This window comes from Xylanibacter rodentium, assembly GCF_013166575.1.
Lineage (GTDB): Bacteria > Bacteroidota > Bacteroidia > Bacteroidales > Bacteroidaceae > Prevotella > Prevotella rodentium.
Genome location: NZ_JABKKE010000002.1, coordinates 232235 through 253660, shown reverse-complemented (window position 1 = coordinate 253660; position 21426 = coordinate 232235). Strand labels below are relative to the sequence as shown.

Annotated in this window: 20 protein-coding genes; 3 read left to right on the top strand and 17 right to left on the bottom strand. The window is 46.8% G+C overall.

Annotation, left to right across the window (positions count from 1 at the left end; translation table 11 throughout):
• Positions 1-544: 544 nt before the first annotated feature.
• From HPS55_RS02625 to HPS55_RS02605, 5 genes are all read right to left on the bottom strand, one after another.
• A complete protein-coding gene (locus tag HPS55_RS02625; RefSeq protein WP_172176901.1) occupies positions 545-1186 on the bottom strand; it encodes a porin family protein in 642 nt (213 codons plus the stop codon).
• Between the two features lie 199 nt (positions 1187-1385).
• Positions 1386-2675, bottom strand: coding sequence for an L-cysteine desulfidase family protein (locus HPS55_RS02620; protein ID WP_172176899.1), 1290 nt, complete (start codon positions 2673-2675; stop codon positions 1386-1388).
• Position 2676: 1 nt separating this feature from the next.
• On the bottom strand, positions 2677-4749 hold the full coding sequence (locus tag HPS55_RS02615) for a protein-disulfide reductase DsbD family protein (RefSeq protein ID WP_172176897.1): 2073 nt from the start codon (positions 4747-4749) through the stop codon (positions 2677-2679).
• A gap of 663 nt (positions 4750-5412) precedes the next feature.
• The gene (locus HPS55_RS02610; RefSeq protein WP_172176895.1) at positions 5413-5823 is read right to left on the bottom strand and encodes a hypothetical protein; all 411 of its coding nucleotides are present in this window, start codon (positions 5821-5823) and stop codon (positions 5413-5415) included.
• Positions 5824-5986: 163 nt separating this feature from the next.
• Complete coding sequence (locus tag HPS55_RS02605) at positions 5987-6739, bottom strand: exodeoxyribonuclease III (protein ID WP_172176894.1); 753 nt, start codon at positions 6737-6739, stop codon at positions 5987-5989.
• A gap of 379 nt (positions 6740-7118) precedes the next feature.
• Here HPS55_RS02605 and HPS55_RS02600 point away from each other — a divergent pair, with 379 nt between their 5' ends.
• Positions 7119-8447, top strand: coding sequence for an acetylxylan esterase (locus HPS55_RS02600; protein ID WP_172176892.1), 1329 nt, complete (start codon positions 7119-7121; stop codon positions 8445-8447).
• Between the two features lie 260 nt (positions 8448-8707).
• Here HPS55_RS02600 and ribH read toward each other — a convergent pair whose 3' ends face one another.
• Both ribH and HPS55_RS02590 read right to left on the bottom strand, forming a co-directional pair.
• On the bottom strand, positions 8708-9184 hold the full coding sequence (ribH, locus tag HPS55_RS02595) for a 6,7-dimethyl-8-ribityllumazine synthase (RefSeq protein WP_172176891.1): 477 nt from the start codon (positions 9182-9184) through the stop codon (positions 8708-8710).
• 2 nt (positions 9185-9186) lie between these two features.
• Positions 9187-9867 carry a tetratricopeptide repeat protein gene (locus HPS55_RS02590; protein WP_172176889.1) on the bottom strand — a complete coding sequence of 227 codons (681 nt, stop codon included), beginning with the start codon at positions 9865-9867 and terminating at the stop codon, positions 9187-9189.
• Between the two features lie 141 nt (positions 9868-10008).
• On the opposite strand from HPS55_RS02590, the gene recF reads away from it, so the two are divergent.
• On the top strand, positions 10009-11121 hold the full coding sequence (recF, locus tag HPS55_RS02585) for a DNA replication/repair protein RecF (RefSeq protein ID WP_172176887.1): 1113 nt from the start codon (positions 10009-10011) through the stop codon (positions 11119-11121).
• A gap of 112 nt (positions 11122-11233) precedes the next feature.
• On the top strand, positions 11234-11524 hold the full coding sequence (locus tag HPS55_RS02580; protein ID WP_172176885.1) for a DUF721 domain-containing protein: 291 nt from the start codon (positions 11234-11236) through the stop codon (positions 11522-11524).
• Between the two features lie 80 nt (positions 11525-11604).
• On the opposite strand, the gene HPS55_RS02575 is transcribed toward HPS55_RS02580, so the two are convergent.
• The 10 genes from HPS55_RS02575 to HPS55_RS02530 form a co-directional block, all read right to left on the bottom strand.
• Positions 11605-12132 carry a 5-formyltetrahydrofolate cyclo-ligase gene (locus HPS55_RS02575; RefSeq protein ID WP_172176913.1) on the bottom strand — a complete coding sequence of 176 codons (528 nt, stop codon included), beginning with the start codon at positions 12130-12132 and terminating at the stop codon, positions 11605-11607.
• 47 nt (positions 12133-12179) lie between these two features.
• Positions 12180-13898, bottom strand: coding sequence for a S41 family peptidase (locus HPS55_RS02570; RefSeq protein WP_172176883.1), 1719 nt, complete (start codon positions 13896-13898; stop codon positions 12180-12182).
• A 50-nt stretch (positions 13899-13948) separates the two neighbouring features.
• Positions 13949-14395: a dCMP deaminase family protein gene (locus tag HPS55_RS02565; protein WP_172176881.1), complete on the bottom strand. Its 447-nt coding sequence runs from the start codon at positions 14393-14395 to the stop codon at positions 13949-13951.
• Between the two features lie 55 nt (positions 14396-14450).
• Positions 14451-16535 carry a M3 family metallopeptidase gene (locus HPS55_RS02560; protein WP_172176879.1) on the bottom strand — a complete coding sequence of 695 codons (2085 nt, stop codon included), beginning with the start codon at positions 16533-16535 and terminating at the stop codon, positions 14451-14453.
• Positions 16536-16798: 263 nt separating this feature from the next.
• On the bottom strand, positions 16799-17476 hold the full coding sequence (locus HPS55_RS02555) for a Crp/Fnr family transcriptional regulator (protein WP_172176877.1): 678 nt from the start codon (positions 17474-17476) through the stop codon (positions 16799-16801).
• Positions 17477-17495: 19 nt separating this feature from the next.
• On the bottom strand, positions 17496-18545 hold the full coding sequence (locus HPS55_RS02550; protein ID WP_172176875.1) for an FAD:protein FMN transferase: 1050 nt from the start codon (positions 18543-18545) through the stop codon (positions 17496-17498).
• Between the two features lie 15 nt (positions 18546-18560).
• The gene (locus HPS55_RS02545) at positions 18561-19253 is read right to left on the bottom strand and encodes a DUF6048 family protein (protein ID WP_172176874.1); all 693 of its coding nucleotides are present in this window, start codon (positions 19251-19253) and stop codon (positions 18561-18563) included.
• Complete coding sequence (locus tag HPS55_RS02540; protein WP_253945836.1) at positions 19204-19749, bottom strand: DUF6452 family protein; 546 nt, start codon at positions 19747-19749, stop codon at positions 19204-19206. Before HPS55_RS02540 ends, HPS55_RS02545 begins: the two co-directional genes overlap by 50 nt.
• A 61-nt stretch (positions 19750-19810) precedes the next feature.
• Positions 19811-20761, bottom strand: coding sequence for a glycosyltransferase family 2 protein (locus tag HPS55_RS02535; protein ID WP_172176872.1), 951 nt, complete (start codon positions 20759-20761; stop codon positions 19811-19813).
• A 97-nt stretch (positions 20762-20858) separates the two neighbouring features.
• Positions 20859-21392 carry a DUF4199 domain-containing protein gene (locus HPS55_RS02530; RefSeq protein WP_172176870.1) on the bottom strand — a complete coding sequence of 178 codons (534 nt, stop codon included), beginning with the start codon at positions 21390-21392 and terminating at the stop codon, positions 20859-20861.
• Positions 21393-21426 lie beyond the last annotated feature (34 nt).

Sequence of the window (21426 nt, the reverse complement as noted above, 5' to 3'; positions counted from 1 at the left end):
AGCCCGCCTGCGCCGATGGTACTGCAATGCAATGCGGGAGAGTAGGAGGCCGCCTTCTTTTCTTTATGTCTCCCCTGTCCGGTGAAACGGACGGGGGAGATTTTTTTGTGTGTTTGTGTGTTTGTGTGGATGTATGGTATGGGGGGACCCTGCCGGGGCCGTGGAATTGGAATGGGGGATGGTTCGGAGGATTTTTCCGGTTGGCATACAGAACATCAAGAATTAAAGTGTAGCTATTGGCAGAATATGGAGAACAATATTTCTCCCACGCTATGAGATTGTGTTCTGAAGGTCTTTATTTGGACGTTGAATGGGTTATAGAGGCATTTGTTAACCTTTGTCCAAAGTTGTTTATATTTGCATTATAGGAATTTTAATCTATGATTCCGTGACTGTGTACGGTTAAATAGTACAAATCATAATTATCAGGGGTACTTATTTTTTATATATGGTATTAAAATTAATCGCACTTATTGGTATGATAAAATGCCAATAGTGCGATTTGTTTTTATTTTCTTTTACCCCGAGTTATAGCCTGATTCTATCAAAAGTTTACGCCGCAGTTTATGTAGAAGCAGCCGTTGTGCGAGCTGTCGAAATCATTGTGGCATATATTGGCTATGCCGAGATCGTAGCCAATTTCAGCATATATCATTTGATATTCAGTTCCGCATCCGAACTTTAGGCCACCGTCAAAGCGTTTGAATCTTGTGTCAGAGAATGATGAATATGTTTCTCTGTCCCTGTAATTCTTTACTTTACCGCTTATTCCGTAGGCAAAGTATCCTCCGACAAACGGCTGTATGGAGAAGTTCTCGTCAATGCTATATTTATATTTCGCGATGATAGGGACTTCAAAGTAGTTTAATCCATAGGTGTGTTTGGCCCCGTCGACGTATCCTTTTCCGCCTTTTTCCGTGTAGAATAGCCCTGTCTCTAAATATACCGGGGCAGAAGGAGCCAATTGGAACCCAATCAGTGCACCGAGATTCAGACCGGCCTTGGCTCCGCCTCCGTCCAATTCCTTTTGGTCGGAGTTAACAGTGGCTATCCCCACTCCAAGGCGCAGGCCGTAATATATATTGTGTTCGTCGGAAAATTGGTTCCTTCGTCCGTAATCATCATATTGTGCCGATGCCGGCAGTGCCATGACAAAGCCCAGTAAGGCTGTAATCAATTTTTTCATAATGATAATTCTTTGTTGGTTTTTATAAAATTGTAACTTTATGTTTAAGAGTCTTGTTAATGTGGGTTTACATATGTGTTTCATTAGATATATAGCTTCGGCTCGGTTTCCTGCAAAATTATTATGCGTTCCACACATTGCAGGGTGCTGTTTCCCCTCAACATTTCTTGTGCACAAAGTATGCTGAGAACTATTGCCCTCAGCATCCTTTGTGCGTCATAATGTTGAGTACCATATCATCGGTAGCGCGCATCGCATCAGCCCCGATGGATGTAAGGTTGTGTATGCTGCGGTCCACGTCGTCGTCGATAATTCCCTCTGCGCTCGACACACACTTTCCCTCCATTGCGAGCAGTGCGGAGAGAATAGCAGTGCTCACGCCAGATGAAATTTTCAGTGAGCAGCTTGGCTTTGCCCCGTCGCAAATCATGCCCGTAAGATTGGCTATCATGTTCTTTACCGTACGGCAGATGTGCATATAGTCACCGCCCATAAGATAAGTAATGCCGCAGCTGCTACCTATAGAAGCCACTACACATCCGCACAGGGCCGACAGTTTGCCGAGACTTTGCTTGATGTATATGGCCGTGAGATGGCTCAGTGTGAGTGCTCTGATAAGTTCTTCTTCGGTGTTTTCGTTTTCCTGTGCGTAAACAGCCACTGGATTTGTGGCACAAATCCCCTGATTGCCACTGCCCGAGTTGCTCATCACCGGAATCATGGCACCGCCCATACGTGCATCACAAGCTGATGCCGTGCGGGCAATGATGTGTGAGAAGATGCTGTGGCCCAGTATGCCTTGACTAAGCGGCCGGTCGATGGTCTTGCCGAGGTTGTGCCCATAGTTGCCTTTTATGGCTTCGTAGGCAGCCTTCATATTATAGTCCTTCGTTTTTAGGATGAACCGTATTTCGTCTATAGGTGCAGTCGTGGCAAAGTCGTATACCATCTTCATGTCCAGCCTGATGTCCTCTTCAGTATCTTCCTCTTTGTCGCGGCATCCGGAATCGAACACAACTTTACCGTCTCTTTCGATGTATATGAAGTTAGTGTGACTGCCCGATATCACAGCCGTGGCCCGGCTGTTGCCCGCCTCGCATATTACCTCTATATACAGTTTCTCGTTGATATTGTCTTTCAGCTTTATGTCTATGCTCTTCTCTGCCATGTACGCCTTGCCTCTGTCCAGACCTTCCGGTGTAAGATCCTTGAGCACTTCCAGTCCGTATTCTGACTTTCCGGTCAGTGCTCCAAGAGATATTGCTATCGGCAGACCAATCATTCCCGTGCCAGGGATACCCACTCCCATTGCGTTTTTCAGGATATTGGCACTAAGCAGAGCCGTTATTTTCTCCGGTCTGCGTCCGAGTGTCTCCGTGGCTTTGGCTGTGCATAGGGCCACGGCCATTGGTTCGGTGCAACCTATGGCCGGCACCACTTCCTTGTTTATAAGTGCGATAATTCGCTCTCTTGTAGTCTTGTCAGCCATCTTATTTCCTGTAATTCTCCAATCCCTTCCTAAGGAAGTCAACATACTCAGCGATGTCCTCATCGTACGAACGCAGTCCGTTAAGCGGTTTTCCGTCGTTATCCAGCAACACATATACCGGTTGCGTATTGGCACCAACTTTAGTGCGTTCCAGATAGCTCCATTTGTCGCCTACGGTCTTTAGTGTGCGCTGCTGTCCGTTTTCGATGACGGTGACAGGTTCTTTCAGCGGTGTCTTGTCGTCAACGTATAGTGAAATCAGCACATAGTCCTTGTTGAGCATGTCGGCCACCTGTGGATCGGTCCATACGGCAGCTTCCATCTTGCGGCAATTCACACAGCCGAATCCGGTAAAGTCAACCATTACGGGTTTTCCCATTCGTGCCGCGGCGGCCATTCCTTCGTCATAGTCAGTATATTCAGCTTCCACAGCCGATTTCTGAAGATTGAAGTCCTGAGTGTTCATCGGCGGAGCAAAGGCGCTGATAGCCTTGAGCGGTGCGCCCCAAAGTCCAGGCACCATGTAGATGGCGAAAGCCAGTGAAATCAAGGCAAGGAAGAACTGCGGCACATTGGTGCGGTTGCCTTCGTCATCGTGTGGAAATTTCAGCCATCCGAGAAGATATACGCCCATTAGTCCGAATATGACAATCCACAGCGAGATGAACACCTCGCGGTCGAGAATGTGCCATCCGTAGGCCAGGTCGGCCACTGACAGGAATTTCAAGGCAAAGGCAATCTCAACGAATCCCAATACCACCTTGACTACGTTCATCCATCCGCCCGATTTGGGAGCCGACTTCAGCAGGCTCGGGAACATGGCAAACAGTGTGAAAGGTATGGCCAGGGCAATGGCAAAACCGAGCATGCCCACTGCCGGTGCGATATAACTGTTCTGCGTGGATACGGCAACGAGCAGGAATCCGATGATAGGACCGGTGCATGAGAATGATACCAGCGTCAACGTAAAGGCCATGAGGAATATGCTGAGCATGCCGCTCGTGTTCTCCGACTTCTGGTCAATCTTGTTGCTCCACGACGATGGCAGTGTTATCTCAAATGCTCCGAAGAACGATGCTGCGAACACCAGCAGCAGCAAACAGAAGAAAATGTTGAACACAGCATTGGTCGACAAGGCGTTCAGAGCACTTGCTCCGAAGAGTATTGTCACAACAAGTCCGAGCAAAACATATATCACCACGATTGATACACCGTAGGTGACAGCCTCACGTACGGCTTTCGAGCGTTCTTTGTTGCGCTTGAGGAAGAAGCTCACTGTCATCGGGATAATGGGCCATACGCAAGGTGTCAGCAGGGCGAGGAATCCTCCGGCCAGTCCGGCCAGGAATATGTAGAACAGTGAATTGTCCATTGCGTTGTCGTCGTATGCCTTCAGTTCTGTAATGACAGGTTCCCACAGTGAGCTGCCCTCGCTGCTGCCGTTACCGGCCGTTTTGATGGTATCGGTCTTTGCCGCAGCCGAGTCCGTTTGAGCCACGACAATCTGTGTCTCTCCGTCGGCATCGCCAATCACGGCTTCATCCTTTGCTATCTTGTCATCTTTAGCCGTTTCGGTCATTTCACCGGCTCTGCCGGCCTCTTTTGCTGCGGGCTGCACTGCCGGTGTCTTGCCTTTCTTTATCAGTGATACTTGCGACGGCGGCATGCACATCTCGTCGTTGCATGCTCCGTACTCCAGATAGCAGTCGATGTCGTACGTATCTTTTGTGAACTTTATTCTCTGCACGAATTTGGCGTTGCCCTCGAAGAATCTCAGTTTCATCCCGAACATCTTGTCGAATTGGGATATTTCCTTGCCTTTTGGGGTCAGTTTGCCAACTGTTTTGGCACCGTCCATCCTGTTGATGTTGAATGTGGCCGATATAGGCCCGTCGTTGCCGAGGTCTGTCGAATAAAGATGCCAACCTTTGTCTATCTTTGCCGAGAATACAATCTCGGCTTCGTCACCGCTGAGCATGTTGAGCTGTGAGGTGAAGTGTACAGGGTCCACCATCTGCGCATTGGCAGCTATGGACAGAACTAAAATAAAAACGGATAAAAAAAGTTTCTTCATTGCAATGATGATAATTATGCTGCAAAAGTACTAAATAAATGCCAAATATCGTGCAATGTGCGATTCTATTTGGCCGTGAGTGGCTTAAATAACGTGAAATGTGCCGGAGATGTCGGTTTGTTTCGTAATAAATTGGTTTTGAGGGCTTGGCGGATGGTCTTCTGTTATCTTTCTGTTTGGGATTCTTGAAGTGCCTGTGTGTGAAAGATGATAATCTCCGTCGCATTCCCATAGAGATTGTCCGGGAAGAGGAATTTGTATGTTTTATTCTGAAAAAAACGTATTCCGTCTTTCTTGAAATAGAATTGCCGTCGGGTATTCACGCGCTTCTTAAAGCATGTTTTTGCGGAGAAATCTTGCAATATTGGCCGTTTTGCATTCCCGTTTGGGCCGTTTCGCATTGCAATATAGGCCATATCGCATTGCAATATAGGCCATATCGTGATGCAATAAAGGCCGTTTTGCGGTGTGATAAGGCCCTTTTGGTAGACTGAAATTATATCTCAGACTATGTCGTAAAGTTTTGTATCGTGTAACATGTTGATAATCAATGTTTTCTGCTTGATGCAAAAAAGCCGCCATTTTCGGCTCTAAGTGCGAAAATGGCGGCTCTATAGCTCTTTAACATACGTTAAAGTAAATATCTTTCTTGACATTCTGTTCTTAGCGTTCCAACCTGTCGGCTGCCTTGTCGGCTGATCGTTCTATCGATTTGCCTGTCTTTTCGATGGCTTCTCCAGCCTTTTTCTTTTGCAGGTTCATCTCCTCGCGGGCTTTTTCGGCAGCGTTCTCTGTCTTTTCCTTTACGTTCTCGGCCTTGTCCTTGATGGCTTCACCTGCCTGTTGTGCCTTTTCTTTGACAGCGTCTTTGGCGTCTTTTGCCTTTTCCTTCATACTGTCTACTGCATTCTCGGTCTTGGTTTCTATCAGGTTGCCGACAGCTTTTGCAGCGTCTTCCACTTTTTCTTTTACCTCGGTTGTCTCACTTTTCTCTTTCTTTGCATTTCTTGCTTTGGTGCATGCCACGAGTCCTATTCCGATGACTGCGGCTGCGATGATAAATAGTTTTGTCATAATAAGTAAGTTTTTTAATTAAACATGTTGTCCTGTTGTATTCTCTCAGTGCAAAGATATAGCTTTCGTTTGTAACGAGAGACATCCTTGACATGTTTTTAACCTACCTTATTTTTCGTACATATACCTTTGGTAAGAGATGGTTAAAAGGCCGGCCGGAGTGTTAAAAAGTCAGTTCCAGCTCTACCGGACAGTGGTCGCTGCCCATTATATCGGTGTGTATGCGTGCCTCGGCAATGTTGTCGCGCAGACGGTCTGACGTGATGAAATAGTCGATGCGCCAGCCTGCGTTCTTCTCGCGTGCGCGGAATCGGTACGACCACCATGAATATGTCACTTCGTCGGGATGTTTCCAGCGGAATGTGTCGGTGAATCCGCAGCCGAGCAGTTCGGTGAATTTGGAGCGTTCCTCATCGCTGAATCCGGCATTGCGGCGGTTGGCCTTGGGATTTTTCAGGTCTATTTCCTCATGAGCCACGTTTAGGTCACCGCATACGATGACGGGTTTGTGTGCGTCGAGCCCAATCAGATAAGCTCTGAAGGCATTCTCCCATTGCATGCGGTAGTCGAGCCGGCGCAATCCGTCCTGCGCATTGGGTGTATATACGGTGACAAGATAGAAGCCGGCCATCTCCAGTGTTATCACCCGTCCCTCGCGGTCGTGCTCGTCGATGCCGATGCCGTATGTCACAGCGAGCGGCTCGTGGCGGGTGAATATAGCTGTGCCGGAGTATCCTTTTTTCTCGGCATAGTTCCAGTAAGAGCGGTATCCGTCGAACTCAAGATCGAGTTGGCCGGCTTGCATCTTGGTCTCCTGAAGGCAGAAGAAATCGGCATCGAGTCGTGCGAAAGTTTCGCTGAATCCCTTGCTTTCGCAGGCTCTGAGGCCGTTGACATTCCATGAAATCAGTTTCATAATGTGTATCAGTTTTTTTTCTTTGTGATGTTTTTTATCTGTTTTTTGCGAGACAATATACATTGTTACCGCCAATAGCAGCATCTGTCGATGGTGCAGTCATGCGTCGGAGGACTTTGATGATTTGCAAAAATACAACATTATTCCGACATTAATCTCTTTTTATAGTGAAAAAGCGTGTCGGGCATTTTGCTCAGATGAATTTTTAGAATGGTGATAGAGGCGTGATTTAAACTTGGCCGGAAATATTTCCATATCCGGGAAATATTGGGTATCTTTGCATAATATAGGCTGCACCTCAGCAATTCAAGCGAGCTTGACTGCATTCGGTTTGCAAAGTATATGTTGTTGTCAAACTATATGGAAACAATTTATTGACATGAGAAAAACAATTGTCGCACTAATATGTGCTCTTAGCATCGCAATGGCGGTGCGGGCCGAGAATTATCCTTACCGTTCGGACTATCTGTGGGTGACGCGCCCGGACCATTCCGACTGGCTGTATGCTGTTGGCGAAAAAGCGGTGATAGACGTTGAACTGTATAAATACGGCATGCCCATAGATGCAGTTGTGGAATATAGGCTGGCCGACGACATGCTCGCGCCTGATGCACACGGCAGCGTCAAGATGAAATCCGGGCGGGCACGTATAGACGTTGGTACGCGGCGCTCTCCCGGTTTCCGTGACGTGCAACTGTCGGCGACCGTGGATGGGAAGACATACAGACATCATGTGAAAGTTGGATTCTCGCCAGAAAAGATACGGCCTTATACTGCCGAGCCGAAAGATTTCACCGATTTCTGGCGCGACAACATCAAGCGTATGCGAAAGACTCCTCTGAAGTATGATACAGAACCGGCACCTGAATACTGTACGGACAAGGTTGACTGCCGGTTGCTGAAAATCCATACCGACAGCGATGGGCATGCGATGTATGGCTATCTGTTTGTTCCGAAAGGGGCAAAACCTGGTTCGTGTCCTGTGGTGCTATGTCCTCCGGGTGCAGGCATCAAGACGATAAAGGAGCCGCTGCGTCACAAATACTATGCGGAAAACGGATTCGTGCGTCTTGAAATAGAGATTCACGGGATAGATCCGCGTCTGCCGCAGACTGCTTTCGATGAGATAAGCCGTGCTTTCAACGGTCGTAATGGCGGATATCTGGCAGATGGTATTGACAGCCGTGAGCGTTATTATATGCGCCATGTATATACCGGCTTGGTGCGTTGCATCGACTTGCTCACGTCGCTGCCTGAGTGGGACGGATGTAACGTTGCCGTACAGGGTGGCAGCCAGGGCGGTGCGCTTGCCTTGGTTGCGGCCGGACTTGACGAGCGCGTCACTCAGTGTGTAGTCAACCATCCGGCATTAAGCGACATGGCGGCATATCTTGAACATGGACGTACGGGCGGTTATCCGCACTTCTGCCGCACGGCAGGACTGCTCAACGAGCACACGGCCCGGACGTTGGCTTATTATGACGTGGTGAATTTTGCACGTTATGTGAAGTCACCGGTATATATGACGTGGGGATACAATGACAACACATGTCCGCCGACCACAAGTTATGCTGTGTGGAATACGCTGACATGTCCCAAGGAAAGTCTTGTAACACCGGTTAATGAGCATTGGACTTCTGATGCTACAGAGTATGGACAGATGCTTTGGATAAAGAATAAGTTGGTGCCTGTGGCAAATCAGCAGTAAGTATAATTCGGTATTAAAAAACCGGAGGATTGTGATTTGCTTGATTCAGTGTGTTCAAGTATGGATTGCATACTATGAATATCACTGGCAGGAGTAATCATATTCAGCGGTTTCAATTCCCGATAATGCTTGTTGCTACCGAATCTGTACAGTGTTGTATGTTGTGCAGGCCGGTTGTTTCGAACCGTATCTGATGGATAGAATAAGGGCGGGCTTCTTGAAAGAAAAGCCCGCCCTTCACGTTATCAATCCTGAAGTTATTAGAACTTAGCCATTTTTATAGCGTCGATAGCACACTCGTCACCTTTGTTTCCCAAACGTCCGCCACTGCGGTCTTTGGCCTGTTGAAGGTCGTTTGTGGTGAGCAGACCATATATGATGGGTATCTCACTGGTGGTGTTCAGTCGTGCTATTCCTGCTGTCACGCCTTGGCAGATGTAGTCGAAGTGGGGTGTTTCGCCCTTGATTACGCTGCCCAATACGATGATGGCGTCGAAACTGCCGTTGAGTGTCATCTGATGCGCACCGTATATAAGTTCGAAACTTCCCGGTACCGTCTTCACATGTATGTTCTCAGGCAGTGCTCCGTGTCTTTCAAGGGTGCTCACGGCTCCGTTGAGCAGTGCGCCAGTAATCTCCGGATTCCATTCTGCCACAACTATGCCGAAGCACATGTTGCTGGCATCGGGAATGCTTTTGAAGTCGTAGTCCGAAAGATTGTGGAGTGCTGTTGCCATTGTTATTTTATTGTTGCGCGTTCGATATATTTGTCAATTGACTGATACTGCATCGAGTTGAAGTATTTCTGCTTGACTTCCTTATACAGTTTCAAAGCCTCGTCTTTCTTGCCTTGGCTCTCCAATATCTCACCTGCCTGGATGAGCCAGATGGGGGAGAGACTGTTGCTGTCGGCCATTTTGGCTGCTTTCTTGAGGCAATCTACGGCCTTGTCAAGCTGGTTGGTATGTGCGTAGGCGTTACCCAAAGCTCCTACAGCGGCCGGACTGATGGTATTGTCGTCCTTTGTGTCGAACTTCTCAAGATACTCTACTGCCTCATTCCATTTCTCAAGCTGTGCGCAGCAGAGCCCGGCATAGTTGTTGGCAAGGTTGCCGGCAGGAGTTCCGCTATATTCGCTTGCAATGCTTTTGAAACCCTGATAGCCGGTGCCGTCGCCGTTCAGAGCCTTGTCAAACTGTCCTTCGTTGAAGTAGTCCTGACCTTTTGCTATGGTAGTGGCGGCTTTTTCTTCACGGGGACCCTGATATAGCTCTTGATATGCGAAGTATCCGCCGATGATTACAATGATTGCTATTACTGCTCCGATGATGGCGTTCTTGTTCTTGACGAACAACGCTTCAGGACTGTTGGTGGACTCCTCTACGATGGGAGTGCTCTCTGGGTTTTTAGTATTTGCCATTATTATTAAATAAATTCAGTTTTAAAATTGCGCGACAAAATTACTGAATTTATTGCACATAGTGAAATTTATCATTGACTTTTTTCGTTTTTGACTGATAAAACCCGTAACTTTGCATTAAATAATCAATTCAGATGATAGATGATTCTGCAAAAGCTATCCATAATAAATTATCGGAATATTCGTGAGGCAACCCTTGAATTGTCTCCTAAAATGAACTGTCTGATAGGGCACAACGGTATGGGAAAGACCAATGTCCTGGATGCGGTGTATTATATGTCGTTTTGCAGAAGCGCGCAGAATCCTGTCGATTCGCAGGTGATTTGTCATGATTGTGACTTTTTTGTGCTTGAAGGCACTTATCTTACCGACGATGGTGAGCCTGAAACAGTGTATTGTGGCATGAAAAGAGGAACAAAGAAGCATTTCAAGCGCAACAGGAAAGAGTATAATCGTTTGTCGGACCATATCGGGCTGATACCGGTTGTGGTGGTGACACCGGCCGACACGTTGCTCATTGATGGCGGAAGCGAGGAGCGGCGCCGGCTGATGGACATGGTAATATCTCAGTATGACCGCAGTTATATTGACGCTCTCAGCCGTTATAACAAGGCTCTTCAGCAGCGTAACACCCTGTTGAAGATGGAGACAGAGCCGGATTCGGAGATTATGGATATATGGGAGGAGCAGATGGCTGCCGCCGGCGAAACTATATATGCCGCCCGCGATTCTTTCGTGCGCGAGCTTATGCCCGTATTCCAAAGATATTATCGGGATATCTCGTCCGGCCGCGAGACAGTGGGATTGACTTATGTTTCGCATTGTCAGCGCGGGCCGTTGCTTGATGTTATACGCCGCGACCGTTTCAAAGACCGTGCCGTGGGATATTCACTGCATGGCGTGCACCGTGACGATTTGGAATTCTCTCTCTCCGGACATCCAATAAAGCGTGAAGGCAGTCAGGGACAGAACAAGACATTCGTGATAGCTTTGAAGCTGTCGCAGTTTGATTTCTTGAAGCGTACCAGTTCTATGACCACACCACTACTGCTGCTTGACGATATTTTTGACAAGCTCGATGCCGAGCGTGTGGAGAAGATTGTCGATATAGTGTCGGGTGACGGTTTCGGACAGATATTCATCACCGATACCAACCGTGACCATCTTGAGCAGATATTGCACAACAGTTCTCACGATTATAAACTGTTTCATGTGGACAACGGGGAAATTGCACAACAGTTCTCACGATTATAAACTGTTTCATGTGGACAACGGGGAAATCATTTCATGTTCGGATAGCATATAGATTGTTTTGCGGTTAGCTAAAGACTTTTTCTTCCTGTTGATGTAGAAATAGAATAGAACGATGTTTAAAAGAGATGTACAGTCGATAAAAGATCTGATAATGCGCAATTTGCGTGTTCAGGGATTGGAGACTCCGTTGCTCCAGAAGCGTCTTGTGGATGCGTGGCCGCAGGTGGCGGGGCCGGTCGTCGCACGTTATACTCTGGATGTCGTGATACGCAATCAGACGCTTTGGGTGCGACTCTCTAATCCGGCCTTGCGCGCTGATATGAGTATGAGGCGGCAGGAATATATAATGCTGCTTAATGGAAGAGTAGGAAGTCAGGTGATAACCGATATAAGATTCTGCTGATAGACATAAAGACAGGTGCTTCTTTTATGTCTTTATGCAAAAGAAACACCTGTCTTTATGTCAAATATACAGTCTTTATGTCAGAAAACGATGTCGTCCATAGCAATGTCCGTCTCCTCCGTAGGTATTTTGTCTACAATCTGGAATCCGAAGCATATACCGATTTTATAAGCGTTGACTGTCAAAGGCAGAAATCTGTCGTAATATCCTTTGCCACGTCCAAGTCTGTTACCGTTAATATCGAAAGCCATTCCGGGAACAATGGCCAGTTCGACGTCCTTGTATCGGGTGAAAACGCTGCCGCATGGTTCCATTATTCCATATGCTCCAGGGCGCAGATCGTCAGGTCCGTTATATACGCAAAGTTTCATTTCGTGACTTCCCGTGACGCGTGGCAGCAGTATGGTTTTGTCCTTGGTTTCGGATATTAGCCGGTGTGTATTTACCTCGTCGGGCATAGAGTGATATAGCATTATTGTGTGTGCTGCGGCAAAACGCGGGTGCCGTTTCAGTTTTTCAGTTATGTAAAATGCCATTTCGTCCAATTCTTCTTGGGCGAAACGGCGCTTTCTTTCTCTTATTGCTTTTCTCAGTTCACTCTTAAGCATATTCATTGCGGTTAGCTGAAAAACAAGATAATTCTGTCACTGTCTTTTCATACATTGGCCATCACTGTTCCGCGTACGTGAGTACTGTGATAGTCGTATGACGGTGAGACCATGGCTGTTTGTTTCTTGCTACCTGATTTATTCTCCGGCTTTTTCGGAAAAGCCTCATTCTTCTTGAATACATCCAGAGCCTTCAGTATGGTCGGATCATCATGGTTGAGGTAGTCTATCCATTCCTGCTCATTGAGGATATTGTATATTATCCTGCTATTGATGAAACGCTCAAGCAGTTTGTGCGATTTGTTTATCATCAGATTGCGGCGGCGCAGTCCGTTCTTGTTGGCATATACGGCAAATTTCTCCACAATGTTCTGCTTGTTTAGATATTCGGATATCTCTTTCATGTCATTGAACTTGCCCAATGTGGTACGGTTGTCGTCAGTATATGAGTAGGCAAACTGCATGATGAGTCCCGACATGCTTGCTTCCTTATAATAGGATGTAATGCCGATGGTGTCCTCGGGTACAAATATGTCAGGTGTGATGCCGCCACCGCCATATACCGTGCGGCCTATATGCGTGTGATATTCGGGTCCGGTGTGCTTGATGCTGTCCTGAGTGAAGAACTCGCCGTGCTGATAGCGGCTGACGAGGTCCTCCTCGTAGCTTTTGTCTGCCCCTGAAGTGTATGGCTTCTGTATGCATCGACCAGCCGGAGTATAGTAGCGTGCTATCGTGAGACGTATCATCGACCCGTCGTTGAAAGCAATCGGCTGCTGCACAAGACCTTTGCCGAATGAACGGCGGCCTATGATTGTTCCACGGTCATTGTCCTGGATTGCTCCTGCAAGAATCTCTGATGCCGATGCAGATCCCTCGTCTATAAGCACCACTAACGGTATCTGCTGATAACTGCCACGTCCGTCACTGCGATATTCCTGCCGTGGAGATTTGCGGCCCTGGGTGTAAACTATCAATCGGCCTTTGGGCAGAAATTCATTTGCTATCTGCACTGCTGATGCAAGATAACCGCCGGTGTTTCCGCGAAGATCAATAACCAGGTTGCGAAAATTCTCCTGAGACAATTGTGCCAGTGATATAAGCATATCCGGATAGGTGTTCTCTCCGAAATTCTTTATCTTTATATATCCGGTCGTCTCGTCGAGCATATATGTGGCACTGATGCTATGTTGCGGGATGTCACCTCGTGTTACGGTTATCTGTCTCACCTTGTTTTCACCGTAGCGCAATATGCCCAGTTTTACTTTCGTGTCCTTTGGACCTTTCAGTTTGTGCATGGCCTCTTCGTTGGTCACTTTTTTGCCTACGAAAACAGTGTCGTCCACGCTTACAATCTTGTCACCGGCGATTACTCCGGCGCGCTCTGCCGGTCCGTTGTTGACGACATTCTGCACGCGTATTGTATCTTTGCGTATGGTAAACTCTATCCCGACTCCAGAGAACGAACCTTTCAGGTCGTCGTTCACTATCTGCACGTCCTTGGCACTGATATACACCGAGTGAGGGTCGAGCTCTGAGAGAATCTGCGGCATGGCGCCCTCTACAAGCTGATTCACGTTGACGGTGTCCACATATTGATCGTCAACGATGTGTAGCAGATTGTTCAGTTTGTTACTGCTTGAGTTGATTATACTCAGCCTATTGCCTGAAAAGTGGTTTGCGTAGAATGTTCCTATTAGTATTCCTGCAATTACGCATAATGCCATAATAAGTGGCATCATGCGGTTGGATTTATTCTTGCTCATGTCGTTTTTTTTGTTTGGATTCAGGTGTGTTGTAGTGCGCATCCATGTTTTCACATACCGTCGATGTCGTCCGGGTTGAGATATTTCACTTCTATGTTGGCCCGTTCCAAGAGTTTTATGCCGTCTTCCAGTCTGTAGTGTTCGCCGTATACTACACGCTTTATACCGGCCTGTATTATGAGCTTTGAGCATTCTATACATGGCGATGCCGTTACATATAGTGTTGCTCCCTCGCTGTTGTTCGAACTTCGGGCAAGTTTGGTAATGGCGTTGGCCTCGGCGTGTAGTACGTAGGGAAGTGTTATGTTGGCGGAGTCCTCGCACACGTTGTCAAAACCGCTTGGTGTGCCATTGTATCCGTCGCTTATTATCATTTTGTTCTTTACGACCAATGCCCCTACCTTACGTCTCTGGCAGTAGCTGTTCTCTGCCCAGATGCGTGCCATGCGCAGATAGCGCAGGTCGAGCAATTGCTGTTTTTCCTCCTCTTTGGTCATCTTTTGTTTTTTTTGCTTTTGTTATTGCGTTGTGTCAAGACCCATAAATAATAATTCATGATTTTCTGATACCGTTTCTCTTCAGAAGTGCATCTATGGTCGGTTCGCTGCCACGGAATTTCTTGTAAAGTTCCATGGGATGTTCTGTTCCGCCCTTTGATAGGATGCAATCGCGGAAGCGGCGTGCCGTGGCTCGGTCGAAGATTCCGTTTTTCTTGAATACGCTGAAAGCATCGGCGTCAAGCACCTCGGCCCATTTGTAGCTGTAATATCCTGCAGCATAGCCACCTGACATTATGTGTCCGAACTGCACTGTCATGCATGTGTCGGGCAATTGCGGCAGAACTATGGCCTTCTCCCAAGCTTTCTTCTCAAATGCGACGATGTCTTCGTCAAATGGTTCTTTGCGTGTGTAGTATGCCATATCAAGCAGTCCGAAACTGACCTGCCTCAGACATCCGTAGGCCGCCATGAAATTGCGGCTCTTCACGATGCGTTCTATAAGTTCGTCCGGTAGCGGCTCGCCAGTCTTGTAGTGTACTGCGAATGTACGTAGAAAGTCTTTTTCTACGGAATAGTTTTCCATGAACTGTGATGGCAATTCCACGAAGTCCCACCAAACGTTTGTTCCGCTGAGACTTTCGAAGCGCGTGTTGGCAAAAATGCCGTGCAGAGAGTGCCCGAATTCGTGTAGGAACGTCTCGACCTCGCCCAATGTGAGCAGGGCCGGTTTTTCATCGGTCGGTTTTGTCAGATTCATCACCACGCTCACGTGTGGACGCACGTTCACTCCCTTACGGTCAATCCACTGTCCCTGATACTCTGTCATCCATGCTCCGCCCTGTTTCCCCTTGCGCGGGTGGAAGTCGGCATAGAACACTGCCAGATACGAACCGTCCTCGTCGAAGACTTCGTATGCCTTTACATCGGGATGGTATACTGGAATGTCCGTGTTTTCCTTGAATGTGATGCCGTATAGGCGGTTGGCCAATCCGAAAACCCCGTCGATTACCCGTGACAGTTCGAAATACGGGCGCAACATTTCTGAGTCAAGATTGAAGCGCTTGAGTTGTAGTTTGTGAGAGTAGTAGCTGAAATCCCATGGTTGCATCACGAACGATTGGCCTTCGGTTTTGCGAGCCATTTTTTCTATATCGGCCACTTCTTTCAGTGCCGTGGGGCGATAGGCGTCTATCAACTGGTCAAGCAACCGGTAGACGTTGCGCTTGTTTGTGGCCATGCGGCGTTTCAGCACATAGTCAGCGTAGGTTTTGTATCCAAGAAGTTGGGCTATCTCACGGCGCAGATTGACAATGCGTTTGCAAATCTCGATGTTGTTTTCACTGTTGTCGTGTGTACATTCGGTGTTTTTGGCCATGTACATCTTGCGGCGCAACTCTCGGTGTGTAGAATATGTCATGAATGGTCCGAAACTTGGATGGTCGAGTGTAAAGAGCCATCCTGCCTTTTCTTGCTCGCGTGCCTCGCGTGCAGCTGCCTCGCGTGCCGTTTCCGGCAGTCCGTCAAGGTCGGTCTCTTCGGTTATGTGTAGTGTGAAAGCCTTGTTTTCTTTCAGTAGATTCTGTGAGAATTGAAGCGACAGCATGCTGGCCTCTTCTGTAAGCTGACGTAAACGTTCCTTGCCTTCGTCGTTCAATAAGGCACCACTGCGCACAAATCCGTCGTAGCAGTCGTCGAGCAGCCGCTTTTCCTCAGGTGTCAGCCTGAGGTGATGCCTGTGTACGGTTTGTATTCTTTCAAACAGCTGTCGATTCAGTCTCACGTCATTGGCATGTTGGGTTAGTATTGGCTGTATTTTCTGTGCTAATGCGTCAAGAGCGTCGTTGGTCTCGGCGCTCAGCATGTTGAAGAACACTGTCGATACACGTGAGAGAAGGTCGTAGTAGCCTTCGCGCGTATCTTTTTCATCCTTGTTTATTATGGTGTTGTCGAATGTTGGTTTTTCAGGATTGTTTATAGTCTTTTCTATTTGTTCGTTGTCACGCCGTATGCCTTCGATGAATGCCTCTTCAAAATCTTCAAGGCGTATGCGGTCGAATGGTACCGTATCATGCGGTGTGTTGTATGGTTCAAAAAAAGGATTCTTGTGTTCTTTGTTTCCAACTATATTCTCGCTCATAATGAATTGATATATTTCGCATTTTAAATTATTGCAAAGTTAATAAAAATATCATTTATACATTAATATATAGTAAAAAATTAAATTTAAATAACGTGAGTTACGATGAATTGTAAATACCGGCATAAAGATATTTTATGATATAGATATTTGGGGTATAAATGATTTTTAGACATAAAAACATATTCGGGAATAGAGATATGTAAGCAGACGAGAGGTCATTTATACCTTTATGTTCAAAAGCATTCCATGGTTCCGGTTAATCAGATTCCGGATATAAGTTTTTCGAGTGCCGGAATGGTGATTCGTCCGCGGCTCAGTTGAAGCAGTCCTTCGTTTTGCATTTTATTTAATGCGCGCGATATATCGAGCCGGCTGTCGTTGACTTCGGCTGCCAGCCGTTCCATATATATAGATACTGTTTTTTTGCCTGTGGGTTGCTGGCAGTGGACACTGAAAAACCGTACAATTCGTTCTTCCAGGCTTTTCGGAGGGGATTGCCATTGTGTGAGTATCTGTTTTTGAATATTCATGGCAAACATGTTGAGCATATTTAGGCGGAAAACGATGAAATTTTCCGTAAGGTTGACAATTTCTTTTTTGTCGATGGTGATAAGATTGGTGTCTGTAAGCGTCTGTACGGTACTACGGAAGCGCAAAGATAATCCAAATATACATTCTGGCTGTATTATATATGGAGCAGTTATCTCTTCGCTGACGGTATAGCCATGGTCTTCAGATGCAGTCTCTATCTTTAGTGCTCCGTTTATCAAAAAGTAGAACCGGTCGCAACGTTCTCCAGTTTTTAATATCCGTTTGCCCTCCGGAAACTTCACGAAATCAAGTCTTGTGTGTGTTACCATCTGTAAAAGATCGGCACGACTCATTCCTTGAAACATCGGGAATTGCAGCAGTTTGTCGTATAGTTGCAGTTTTGGCATATTATTGACGTACCTTCGTCTATTTGTTAATCTTGTCTTTCAGTGACGGCGAGAACCATACAGCGTTGCTGCCATGTTCGTCAGAATATATCAGATAGGCCATAAGTTCAGGATGGCGTGCTAAAATCTTCTGTGATTTTTCCAGTCCCATCACCATGAACGATGTGGCATAGGCGTCTGCAATAGTGCAACTGTCAGCGAGTACTGTGGCCGATAATATGTTGTGTTGGACAGGATAGCCTGTGCGTGGGTCGATGGTGTGGGCAAAGCGCTTACCGTTTTTATAATAGAAGTTTCGATAGTTTCCGCTCGTGGCCATAGCCTTGTCGGTGACGTTGAGTATGGTCTGTATTTCGTTTGTTGTGTTCAGCGAGTCCTCTGTAGGCTTGGTGACACCAATCTTCCATGCCACGCGTTTTTCGTTGATGCCGCTCGTTACTATTTCACCGCCGATTTCTATCATGAAATTTGTTATGCCATGGTTGCGCAACAGTCCGGCCACCACATCACTACCGTAGCCTTTGGCAATTGCTCCGCAGTCGAGCATCAGCCGGCTGTCTGTTTTTTTGATGGTTGGTCTGCCGTCAGGTCCGGCTATTTCTTTTACTTTTCTGTAGCTTACAAAATGTTGCAGGCTGTCTATGGTCTGTGGGGTGGGAGTGTTATTATTCTTAAATCCGAATCCCCAGGCATTGACAAGTGGGGCTACGGTGATATCGAATGCGCCATCAGTTTCATCGGATATGCGTTGGGCAATACGGAAGACTTCGATGAACATGCTGTCTGTAGCGGTACTTTTTCCACTGTTTATTCTTGATATGGTGGACTTTGGATTGAAAGTGGACAGGGATTTGTCTACTTTCTTCAATTCGGCTTCAATTTCTTTTTTCAGATTGTTTTCACTTTGGTATGTGATTGAGTATACCGTACCGAATACGAATCCATTGTCATGTTGATATGGCGTTGAGCGCTGACGGCTGATGATGAGTATTGTGCCAATGATGAGAAAGGCGAGAAACGGCAGTTGCCATATTAGTTTTTTACGTTTGTTTCGCAGTTCGTTGTTCATGTAACACTCGGGTATTTATATGTCTATGATTATGTTGAAGTTGGCACCAAGACGGGTGTCACCGTATATGCCGTAGCCTGGCACATACCATGCGTTCCCGACACTCGGATCTTTGTGAAACAGGCGGCGCTTGTAGCGGAACATCCATCCCATATGTAGTGGTCCAAATATTTTTGCATCGAGTCCGAAGACAATTTCGGCCCAATGCTGGTTGCATTTGTCGCCGTTGACGGCAAAGTTTGTGGTGGTTCCCCACACAGGATCGGTTATGTCGTCGCGCGAAATGTCAACGTTGTATGCTGTGAATGCGTATCGTAAGCCTCCGTAGAGGCGGTTGGGAGCGTGTTTGTTGCGGAGCAGATTGAGATCGCAGCCCAATTTGAAGTAGGGGGCAGCAGTCTTGTAGTATATGCCTGTCACTTCGTCGTCGTGCTCGGCGCATCCGTAGCCCATTTCGAAGATGGGGAAATACTGATCGTGAAGGTTGATGCGCAGTGCAGCCTCAAATTCGCCATAGTCGCCAAGTGCCTGCATGGCTGGTCCGACGAGGTCGAACGACACGGCAAAACCGTTGAACAGCGGTACGGAATCGTTCTGTATGGTGAACGTCTTGTTTTGTGCACCGGCGGGTAAGAGTGTCGTTGCAAGGAGAATCAGGCTAATTGCGGTTCTTGAAATATATGTGGAAATGTTCTGTTGCCGAGTCATAATTAACAGATTTCTTGTTTATGGCTATGGAGTCAATGGCATGACGGGTCCATTTCACACTGTTGATGTCGTGAAAGAACGATGCGTTGCAGTCCACTGACTCGAAGTGCGGATAGTTATCCTTATTGATGTATACAGTGTCTGTGAGTGTCTCAATTTTATTTTTAACCTCGAAGAACAGCGTGTCCTCATTGTCGTTATAGCTTATGGGCAGATTGAACTCTTTGGTGTTGAGGCTGCGGTTGAGCAATATGCTGTCGGTACCGTTGCGACGTGTGGTGTATATGGTGAGGGTGTCGCCCAAAGTCGTTTCGATGCCGTCGCTGTCATACAGTCTGTATACGGTATACACTGTGTTCTGTACCGGACAGTCTATCGAAGAGCATCCTGTAATGATGGCCACAAGTAAAAACGGAAACAGGCAGATAAAATATTGTCGGATATGTATTCCTGTCTGTTGCCGTTCGGACTTGTCGTATGCAGATTTGATTCTCATTATAATAAAAAGTGGTTTGGTGTATGAGATTTGCAGGCGGTCTTCTGTCATTAATTTCCGCTCATACTCTTTCTTCTATCTGATAGTCGTTGCGTCCCGACGATGAGCGGCTTATGAGATCTCCGAGGAATCCGGCAAGGAAGAGCTGGGTTCCGATAATCATCATCGTGAGCGATATGTAGAAATAAGGTGAACTTGTGATGAGCCGTTGCGGTATGTTGTTGGCAAGAGCATATAGCTTGTCGGCACCGATAACGCAGGCGGCAATGAAACCTATCATGAACATGATCGAACCCATGAATCCGAACATGTGCATGGGCTTGCGACCGAAACCACCGAGAAACCACAAAGTGATAAGGTCGAGATATCCGTTTATGAAGCGATTTAGTCCAAACTTCGATGTTCCGTACTTACGTGCCTGATGTTGCACAACTTTTTCGCCTATTTTGCAGAAACCGGCATTTTTTGCCAAATAGGGTATATACCGGTGCATTTCACCGTATACCTCGATGTTCTTTACAACGGTTTTGCGGTATGCTTTCAGTCCGCAGTTGAAGTCGTGCAGATTCTTTATGCCGCTTATTTTGCGTGCAGTGGCATTGAACAGCTTGGTTGGAATGGTCTTTGACAGCGGATCATAACGTTTCTGTTTGTAACCGGACACAAGGTCGTATCCGTCTTTCTTTATCATCCGGTACAGTTCGGGAATCTCGTCGGGGGAGTCTTGAAGGTCGGCATCCATCGTTATGACCACATCACCTTCGGCTTGTTCGAATCCGCAGTATAGTGCAGGACTCTTTCCGTAATTACGGCGGAATTTTATTCCTCGTACGCTGTCGGATTTGCGGCTCAATTCTGTTATTACTTCCCATGAGCGGTCTGTAGAACCGTCATTCACGAAAATCACTTCATAGGTGAAGCCATGGGCCTTCATTACCCGTTCTATCCAATCGTAAAGTTCCGGCAGTGATTCCTCTTCGTTATACAGAGGGACTATAATTGATATATCCATAGTATGTAATTCTTAATTTAATTATGAATTGATGGTTTTAAAGATGGTTTGTGAAGTGAATCATATTTATGGTTCTGCTTCTGCAAAATTCTAAAGGTCATCGCTTCTCGTCCTTTTTTGTCAGCGCAGCTATCGGCAGGCCAAGTACCATTCCGAGCATGATGTTCAGCGTGAGATAATTGACGGCATAGTCTATCGGACGGGTCTTGGTCATTATACTCAGACTCTCGTTGATGGTATCTGTCATTCCATATGCTTGTATGACTTGTCTGTTCGGCTCCTGTGACATCATTTCTGTTATTTGGCTGATGATGTATCCGCCATCGATGAACTGGAAGTAGACAAATTGGGCAATGGCGAAAAGCAACGATGCATAGAAAAACGTGAGGATTGAATAGATGTAGGCTCTGCCGAATGATATGATGCCGTATCGTGCGATGCCACGGAATTTACGGACACGTGATGCTGTAAAAACAGGAGAACTGACGGCTATTATTATGCCACCAATCATCATCATCGGTTTTGTCATTCCTATTACATAGAGCGCAAAACTGGCTATCCACATCACGGACAGCAATGCTCCGTCAATGCGGGCGAAAGCTTTCAGTTGTATGTATTCTTCAGCTGTCATCTAAGTCTTTGTATGTTTTGATTTCTATTTGGTA

Bases quoted from the DNA above. Each gene is read 5' to 3' on its own strand.
- HPS55_RS02625 (WP_172176901.1), bottom strand. From the start codon at position 1,186: ATGAAAAAATTGATTACAGCCTTACTGGGCTTTGTCATGGCACTGCCG.
- HPS55_RS02620 (WP_172176899.1), bottom strand. From the start codon at position 2,675: ATGGCTGACAAGACTACAAGAGAGCGAATTATCGCACTTATAAACAAG.
- HPS55_RS02615 (WP_172176897.1), bottom strand. From the start codon at position 4,749: ATGAAGAAACTTTTTTTATCCGTTTTTATTTTAGTTCTGTCCATAGCT.
- HPS55_RS02610 (WP_172176895.1), bottom strand. From the start codon at position 5,823: ATGACAAAACTATTTATCATCGCAGCCGCAGTCATCGGAATAGGACTC.
- HPS55_RS02605 (WP_172176894.1), bottom strand. From the start codon at position 6,739: ATGAAACTGATTTCATGGAATGTCAACGGCCTCAGAGCCTGCGAAAGC.
- HPS55_RS02600 (WP_172176892.1), top strand. From the start codon at position 7,119: ATGAGAAAAACAATTGTCGCACTAATATGTGCTCTTAGCATCGCAATG.
- ribH (WP_172176891.1), bottom strand. From the start codon at position 9,184: ATGGCAACAGCACTCCACAATCTTTCGGACTACGACTTCAAAAGCATT.
- HPS55_RS02590 (WP_172176889.1), bottom strand. From the start codon at position 9,867: ATGGCAAATACTAAAAACCCAGAGAGCACTCCCATCGTAGAGGAGTCC.
- recF (WP_172176887.1), top strand. From the start codon at position 10,009: ATGATTCTGCAAAAGCTATCCATAATAAATTATCGGAATATTCGTGAG.
- HPS55_RS02580 (WP_172176885.1), top strand. From the start codon at position 11,234: ATGTTTAAAAGAGATGTACAGTCGATAAAAGATCTGATAATGCGCAAT.
- HPS55_RS02575 (WP_172176913.1), bottom strand. From the start codon at position 12,132: ATGCTTAAGAGTGAACTGAGAAAAGCAATAAGAGAAAGAAAGCGCCGT.
- HPS55_RS02570 (WP_172176883.1), bottom strand. From the start codon at position 13,898: ATGAGCAAGAATAAATCCAACCGCATGATGCCACTTATTATGGCATTA.
- HPS55_RS02565 (WP_172176881.1), bottom strand. From the start codon at position 14,395: ATGACCAAAGAGGAGGAAAAACAGCAATTGCTCGACCTGCGCTATCTG.
- HPS55_RS02560 (WP_172176879.1), bottom strand. From the start codon at position 16,535: ATGAGCGAGAATATAGTTGGAAACAAAGAACACAAGAATCCTTTTTTT.
- HPS55_RS02555 (WP_172176877.1), bottom strand. From the start codon at position 17,476: ATGCCAAAACTGCAACTATACGACAAACTGCTGCAATTCCCGATGTTT.
- HPS55_RS02550 (WP_172176875.1), bottom strand. From the start codon at position 18,545: ATGAACAACGAACTGCGAAACAAACGTAAAAAACTAATATGGCAACTG.
- HPS55_RS02545 (WP_172176874.1), bottom strand. From the start codon at position 19,253: ATGACTCGGCAACAGAACATTTCCACATATATTTCAAGAACCGCAATT.
- HPS55_RS02540 (WP_253945836.1), bottom strand. From the start codon at position 19,749: ATGAGAATCAAATCTGCATACGACAAGTCCGAACGGCAACAGACAGGA.
- HPS55_RS02535 (WP_172176872.1), bottom strand. From the start codon at position 20,761: ATGGATATATCAATTATAGTCCCTCTGTATAACGAAGAGGAATCACTG.
- HPS55_RS02530 (WP_172176870.1), bottom strand. From the start codon at position 21,392: ATGACAGCTGAAGAATACATACAACTGAAAGCTTTCGCCCGCATTGAC.